This is a genomic window from Chitinophagales bacterium, from assembly GCA_013816805.1.
Taxonomy (GTDB): Bacteria; Bacteroidota; Bacteroidia; order Chitinophagales; family UBA10324; genus MGR-bin340.
Map to the genome: position 1 here is coordinate 96,261 of JACDDS010000015.1, position 6,997 is coordinate 103,257.

Sequence of the window (6,997 nt, forward strand, 5' to 3'; positions counted from 1 at the left end):
CTGTGCTGAATGCCTCCCCTCTCCAACTTGTTGGAGAGGGGTCGGGGGTGAGGTCCATCGATCAGGAAAGATGGTTGGCAGCGCATCCCGTACTGCTCTTATGATTAATCTTATTTGATTCGGGTTTACAACTTTATCATCGAGTTGCTTTGCGGAGTATTCAACATCTTCATCCAGCTTGTTCCAAAACTTTTTGCGGGTGAGTTTTTCCCGGATGTCTATGTATTCACCCAAGCTAATCTTCGATCCTTCTTTAGTGATCTTTGTTTCAATTTCAAATACATTGTAGGGAACCAGCACACCATCTTCAACGGCTTTCTGGTAACCGTAATCACTTACTAAGTTTTGTTCGAAGTAGCCGAACGTCCGGTTATCAGGTGTGGCTGTTAACCCAATCTGGAAGGCATCAAAATAATCAAGTACCTGTTTCCATAAATTGTAGATGCTTTGATGGCATTCATCAATTACAATAAAGTCAAAAAACTCCATCGGAACTTTTTGATTGTACACAACAGGCAAAGGTTCTTTAGGCTTCCACTTCTTCGACGCAGGGTCTTCCTCTTCGTCGCGTTCATCTAATTCTGTTCCTTTTAAAATGGAATACAATCGTTGAATGGTGCTGATGTAAACCTGGCTATCGTTGGGTATGAAAGAACTGTTTAATCTTGTAACACCATACAGTTCAGGAAACAACCGGTTATCATCCTGTGGTAGAAACTTTTTAAATTCCTGTTCTGCCTGTTCACCAAGATTTCTTGTATTTACTAAAAAAAGAATCCGCTTTGCTTTTGCAAACTTCAATAACCTGTAAATGCTTGTGATGGCAGTGAACGTTTTCCCCGAACCTGTTGCCATTTGTACCAATGCCTTTGGTCTGTTCTCCTTAAATGATCTCTCTAAATTATTGATGGCTGTAACCTGGCAATCACGCAAACCATCTGGTTGCAGTGCCGGTATATCAAATACTCTTTTGCGTAGTGTCGCATCTTCTCTTAACCACTTCTCAAATGTTTCAGGACGATGAAAACTGAACACAGGACGAGACCGTGGCTTGGGATCACGATAATCTGTAAACCGGGTTAACTCGCCGGTGCTCTCATACACAAAAGGCAAAGGGTTGTTGTTGATAATATATTTCAACTTTGAAGTTGCATAGTCTGCACTTTGATCCTCATGCATGGTAAGGCGAACGCCTTCTTCTTCACGCTTGGCTTCAATAACACCAACAGCAGTTTTATTAACGAAGAGAATGTAATCTGCAGGACCGGTATCAGTTGGGTATTCCCGAATGGCAACACCTAAACCGGCAGCAATATTTTTTTGTTTGAAAGATTGCACAAGCCAACCACTTGCAAGCAATAGCTGATCAATTTCATCGCGGGCAAGCTGTTCAGGATCCTGGTTTGCGTGGGACAATCACTAAAAATTTATTGGTAAATCTCTCCTTTGAACCTGATAATTCCAACCACCTGGAAAGATTACGATAAAATATGCATCAATAAAAAAGACACTTTAAGATATAAACTCATCCAGCTCTCTTCGGTCTTTTTTAGTGGGTCTGCCCTCGCCACGCTTGCGATAAGCGCTAGTTTCAATGGAATGGACTCTTATTCTATCCAATTCTTCTTCAGGGGTAATGTCTTTGCAAAAGTCCGCTACGGATTTAGCTGGCTGCCTGTTTTCCGTTAACTGAAGCACTTCGAACTGCATCGTAAATGCTCCCTTACGAATAGTAATCATGTCTGCTGTGTCTTCGAGGAAGGGTTTGATGGAGAAATTCGATGGTAAAAAAAAGAAAATAATTAAACTATGGTTTTAAATGTATATGACAGTATCTTTGAGGTAATCCGGTTTTCCGGAGGTGGAAGGTACAAATGCCTTTGCCCCGCTTTGCGGGGTTTTTTTATGGTAATAATTTAAGTCCGTATCCATCCAATATGCTTTCTCTTTTGAAAAATTTATCTTCTATTACTTCAATTACTTTTTCATTAAAAGTTATTCGCTCATCGGTAAGGAGATTATAATGCTTAAGAGCAAATCTTCTTGACGGATATGCAAGCAGATCGGCGAGTTGCAGTCCGCTGATGTTTGCTGACTTGGGTTTAATCTTTAGTTCTCGTGAGGTTAGTGTCTCATCGATCTCCATCGGCTTTATATAAGACGTACCGTTGAGAAATATTCCGCGATACGATTCCTTTAATCGCATGTCTTCTTTGCCACCCCTTGATTCAAACATCATGTCTCCTACCACTTTTAATTCCTGCAGTCGTAGATGAAAACGCTCAAATATAATTGCCATGCAATAATGATAAGGATCATATCGCCATGTGGTATAGCGAGCAGCATGTTCTTTTTTATCAATCAATATGGTGATGATTTTATATTGCCACCTTTTTAAGCAACCCAGGTATTCTATATTAAACTGTGCTTCCAATTTCGGATCTCTTAAAGGATGAAAGGGAAATTTCTTATTCAATAGTTCCTTTCGATGAAAGATAACAGGGTCATCAGGATGTGATTCGAAATACTTTGTTTTTAACGCTTCCATTTCAGGAGTCAATACATCTTTAACGTAACTCAAATCAAGAATAACTCCCGTGAGACTAAGAAATCGATGATTGGGGTCATCCGAACTGCCCAAATCACTATTTCCAACCTCATCAATGTAAATCCTCAACTTCATATTAATAAAACGATATAAGTATTGTAAGTTAATTCAGTTCTCATCATACTTTTCCATTTTCAAGAGGTGAATTCCCCGCGTTATTTCAGACCTATTCATCCCAATAAAGAAGCTATGAAATAAACTCATCCAGCTCTCTTCGGTCTTTTTTAGTGGGTCTGCCCTCGCCACGCTTGCGATAAGCGCTAGTTTCAATGGAATGGACTCTTATTCTATCCAATTCTTCTTCAGGTGTAATGTCTTTGCAAAAGTCCGCTACGGATTTAGCTGGCTGCCTGTTTTCCGTTAACTGAAGCACTTCGAACTGCATCGTAAATGCACCATTGCGAATACTAATCATGTCGCCCACCTTTATATTCCTGGAAGCCTTTACTTGCTGGTCAGCTATCTTTACTTTTCCCTTGTCGCAGGTTTCGGCGGCAATAAAGCGGCTTTTAAAGAGGCGCATAGCCCACAGCCATTTATCGATCCTTACTTTTTCGGGAGTATTGTTCATTCGTTCTTTCTTCAGAAGCAATACCGGCCTTCTGAAACCAGCCTTGCAGCAATTTTCCTTCGGGCATTTTTGCAATTAAAAGGCTCCTGTTTGGTGAAGCGCTTCAATCCCATTAACAGCATGCGCAGCTCATCGCCTTCGGCAAAAGATTCAATGGCGTTTCGTCCTGCAGCTTCTATACGCAGCATGGAATCGTGAAGCCACACGCGCAATATATCTTCATACAGTGCCACCTTTTCTGTACCCCAGAGTTCACTTAATTTTTCGACACGAAGCAAGGCAGATTCAAACAGGTAAATTTCTATCTGCATGTCGGCGGCGTTCATGATTATTTCCTGCTCTTCGCTCAGTGCTGTCCCGAGCTTCTGCACTGCGGCGCCTGCCGTCATCAGGAACGCTTTTTTCATATTTGCCAGGAGCTTCTTTTCATATCCATATATTTTTTCTTCCCTATCGGCAAACTTAGGGATGCTCATCAGCTCTTTCTGTACTGCCATGGCAGGAGCCATCAGGTCAAGCTTTCCCTTCATCACCCGCTTCAATAACATGTCAATAGAGAGCAGGCGGTTGATCTCATTGGTGCCTTCGAAGATTCGGTTAATGCGTGCATCGCGGTAGGCGCGCGCAGGGGCATATTCTTCGGAAAAACCGATGCCTCCGTAGATCTGCACCGTCTCATCCACCACGTAGTCCACCATCTCCGAGCCTGAGACTTTCAGGATGGCGCACTCGATGGCATATTCTTCCGCCGCACCCATCAGTGCTTCATGGTATTGTTTACCGCCTTCCAGCAACTCTGTCTTTAAATTTTCAATATCAGCAGCAAGGCGGTATAAGGCCGATTCATTAACGAAGATGCGGACAGCCTGCTCTGCGAGCTTGTACTGGATCGCACCAAAAGAGGCGATCGGCTTCCTGAACTGCTCCCGCTGAATGGCATACTGTACTGAGAGATCGCTCAATCTTTTTGAACCGCCTACGGCAGCGGCAGCAAGGCGGTGCCTCCCGATGTTGAGGATATTGAAAGCGATCAGATGACCTTTACCGGCTTCGCCAAGCAGATTTTCCACGGAGATTTTTACCTCCTGGAAAAATATCTGTCGCGTAGAGGAGCCTTTGATGCCCATCTTTTTTTCTTCCTCGCCGCGGGAAACACCTGGCGCGGATGCCTCTACGATAAAAGCGCTGAACTGCTCTCCATCGATCTTTGCAAACACGATAAAAATATCTGCGAAACCTCCGTTCGTAATCCACATCTTCTGGCCATTGATGATCCACGATTGTTTGTCGTCGCTGAGGGTTGCAGTGGTCTTGGCTGCCAGCGCATCGGAGCCGGAGCCAGGCTCCGTTAAGCAGTAGGCTGCCTTTAATTCGCCGGTAGCAAGCCTGGGCAAATAGTTTCTCTTCTGGCTTTCGGTACCGAAATACAGAATGGGCAACGTGCCGATACCCGTGTGTGCGGACATGGAGACTGCCCAGGCGCCGGAGGAACCGAGCACTTCCGTGATAAATGTAGTGGTGACATAATCCTTGTTAGACCCGCCATACTCTTCGGGAATGGAGGCACCCAGCAAGCCCAGCTCACCTGCCTTATTCAGCAGCTCTACTGCAAGTCCGGGCTCCTGGTGCTCGAGGCGGTCAGCAACAGGCAGGATCTCCTGGTCCATAAAATCGCGCGCCATCTGAACGATCATCTTTTGCTCTTCATTGATTTCTTCGGGAATGAAAAGACCTGCTGTGGAAGTCTCTTTAATGAGAAATTCTCCGCCTTTGGTAACACTTTGGATGAGGTTTTCGGATGTCATGCATATGAGTTTTAATAATTAATATATGGGGTTAAGAATCCGTTTAAAGCACTAATCCAAATTACCACTTTTTTGATTTCCGTAACTGGTTGATGTGTTCAAAGTGGTGGTTGCAATGCCAGGCGTACATGGCAAGCATCTCCCGTAATTGAAAAGTTCTGTTATGTTCGGGATGAAAAAAGGTGCGGTCAAAATCTTCGGGCTTTAATGATCTTAAAAAAATAACCCAACGCTTGTGGAGGTTATCGATCAGCGACAGGGAGATGAGCGGGGAGAGTATCCTTGCATCTTTCAATTCTGACCACTTTTTTTCATCGTAAGGTTTTATCACCGGGTTATCTTCCGTGATGGCAAGCTTGCACCTTATATAGGCGTGTACATGGCTGTCGAAGATGTGATGGACGACCTGGCGGACTGTCCAGCCCTCATTACGGTAAGGTGTATCGAGCTGTTCTTTTCGTAATCCTCTTACTACTTTTTTTAGCTGGGCAGGAAATGCTTCGAGAGTATCGACGAATTTTTTTAGGTCTTCATCGGAATAGGTCTTTCCTGTTTGGAATGGGCCAATTGGATAGCGGAGTTTTTCGATTGGGTTTTTAGCAACGGCTTCAGTGGTCATTTTATATTTTTTTTAAGATGGTTTAATGATATGAAAAAGTTAAATGGATATTAATTTAAATTTTCTTTTGGCTTGATCCAAAGGAAACAAAAGATCAAGGCTTCTAAAAATAAAAGCGCTGCCCAATCCCGCCTGGGAAAAATGAAAGCTGTTTACCAAGTTTGTTATAATTTTTACTGTCAAAATTTTATTTACACATTTTTCCTTTTCCTCTGCTCAATTACTTAACTCGTGCTATATTTTTAGAATGCCGGTCTAAGAGTAGAATAGATTCTAATATTTCGACAAGGTAAAAGAGAATCAGAAAAAGATAAATAGTTATTAGTTGATCCTTTTTATTTTAAATTTTCTTTTGGCTTGATCCAGAAGAAACAAAAGATCAAAGTTCTCTAAAAATAAAAGCGCTGCCCAATTCCACCTGAGAAAAATGAAAGCTGTTTACCAAGTTTGTTATAAATTTTACTATCAAAATTTTATTTACACATTTTTCCTTTTCCTCTGCTCAATTACTTAGCTCGTGCTTTACTTTTAGAATTCCTCGCTAAGTGTTGAATAGATTCTAATAGCTGGTAAGATAAGCGAATAAGAAAAAATTAATTGTTATTGAGTTTTCTCATCATTTATTTTAAATTTTCTTTTGGCTTGATCCAAAAGAACAATCCCGAGTATTCGGGACAAGGCTTAATAAAACCGGAACCACTTCCCCAGGCTTTACTCGGAAAAATAAAAGCTGTGATTTAAATTTCATTGAAACAATTGCTTTAGAGCTTTGATTTTACATATTTTTCCTTCAGCTTCGCTCTTAGTCTTCGCTCATGTTTCTGTTTTTATAATGCCGGTTTTCCGCATTGATTGAAACTGTGTCGATTTGAAAGATGTTATCTCCTGGAACTATTTGAGCCGTGGTGCTCCCCTTTGGGGCAGGGGTAACGTAAGCAATGTTCAAATATTTTTTAATTTCTTTTGGCTTGATCCAAAAGAAACAAAAAATCAAGGCTTAATAAAACCAGAACCACTTCCCAGGCTCCACTCGGAAAAATAAAAGCTTTGATTGAAATTTATTGGAACCAAATAGTTTGCAGATTTGAGGTTATGTATTTTTCCTTTTCCTTCGCTCCTTGTCTTCGCTCATGTTTCTGTTTTTATAATGCCGGTTTTCCGCATTGATTGAAACTGTGTCGATTTGCAAGATGTTATCTCATGGAACTATTTGTGCCGTGGTGCTCCCCTTTAGGGGCGGGGGGTAAGCGTAAGCAATGTTCAAAGATTTTTTAATTTCTTTTGGCTTTGTAAGCTCCCCATAAAATAGGGCCAGTTAAAAATAGAAAATACAGTTTTAAATTTAACTGGTCATGAAAAGAGAAAAATTCACCGAAGAACAAATTATCAGGATA

General features: G+C 41.7%; 5 protein-coding genes and 1 pseudogene. All 6 read right to left on the bottom strand.

Going from position 1 to position 6,997, the window contains the following annotated elements; all coding sequences use genetic code 11:
* Positions 1-54: 54 nt before the first annotated feature.
* Positions 55-1,416, bottom strand: a pseudogene (locus H0W62_12795) (DEAD/DEAH box helicase family protein).
* Between the two features lie 96 nt (positions 1,417-1,512).
* Positions 1,513-1,740 (bottom strand): hypothetical protein, encoded by a 228-nt coding sequence (locus H0W62_12800; protein ID MBA3649408.1) that lies wholly within the window; start codon positions 1,738-1,740, stop codon positions 1,513-1,515.
* Between the two features lie 163 nt (positions 1,741-1,903).
* The gene (locus tag H0W62_12805; protein MBA3649409.1) at positions 1,904-2,683 is read right to left on the bottom strand and encodes a DUF3800 domain-containing protein; all 780 of its coding nucleotides are present in this window, start codon (positions 2,681-2,683) and stop codon (positions 1,904-1,906) included.
* 112 nt (positions 2,684-2,795) lie between these two features.
* The gene (locus H0W62_12810; GenBank protein ID MBA3649410.1) at positions 2,796-3,179 is read right to left on the bottom strand and encodes an RNA-binding S4 domain-containing protein; all 384 of its coding nucleotides are present in this window, start codon (positions 3,177-3,179) and stop codon (positions 2,796-2,798) included.
* An 11-nt stretch (positions 3,180-3,190) separates the two neighbouring features.
* Complete coding sequence (locus tag H0W62_12815; protein MBA3649411.1) at positions 3,191-4,984, bottom strand: acyl-CoA dehydrogenase family protein; 1,794 nt, start codon at positions 4,982-4,984, stop codon at positions 3,191-3,193.
* Positions 4,985-5,045: 61 nt separating this feature from the next.
* Entirely contained in the window at positions 5,046-5,573 is a 528-nt protein-coding gene (locus H0W62_12820; GenBank protein MBA3649412.1) for a putative metal-dependent hydrolase, read from the bottom strand.
* Between the last annotated feature and the right edge of the window lie 1,424 nt (positions 5,574-6,997).

Excerpts from the sequence above, each read along its gene's own strand:
- H0W62_12800 (MBA3649408.1), bottom strand. The coding sequence starts at position 1,740 with ATGATTACTATTCGTAAGGGAGCATTTACGATGCAGTTCGAAGTGCTT.
- H0W62_12805 (MBA3649409.1), bottom strand. The coding sequence starts at position 2,683 with ATGAAGTTGAGGATTTACATTGATGAGGTTGGAAATAGTGATTTGGGC.
- H0W62_12810 (MBA3649410.1), bottom strand. The coding sequence starts at position 3,179 with ATGAACAATACTCCCGAAAAAGTAAGGATCGATAAATGGCTGTGGGCT.
- H0W62_12815 (MBA3649411.1), bottom strand. The coding sequence starts at position 4,984 with ATGACATCCGAAAACCTCATCCAAAGTGTTACCAAAGGCGGAGAATTT.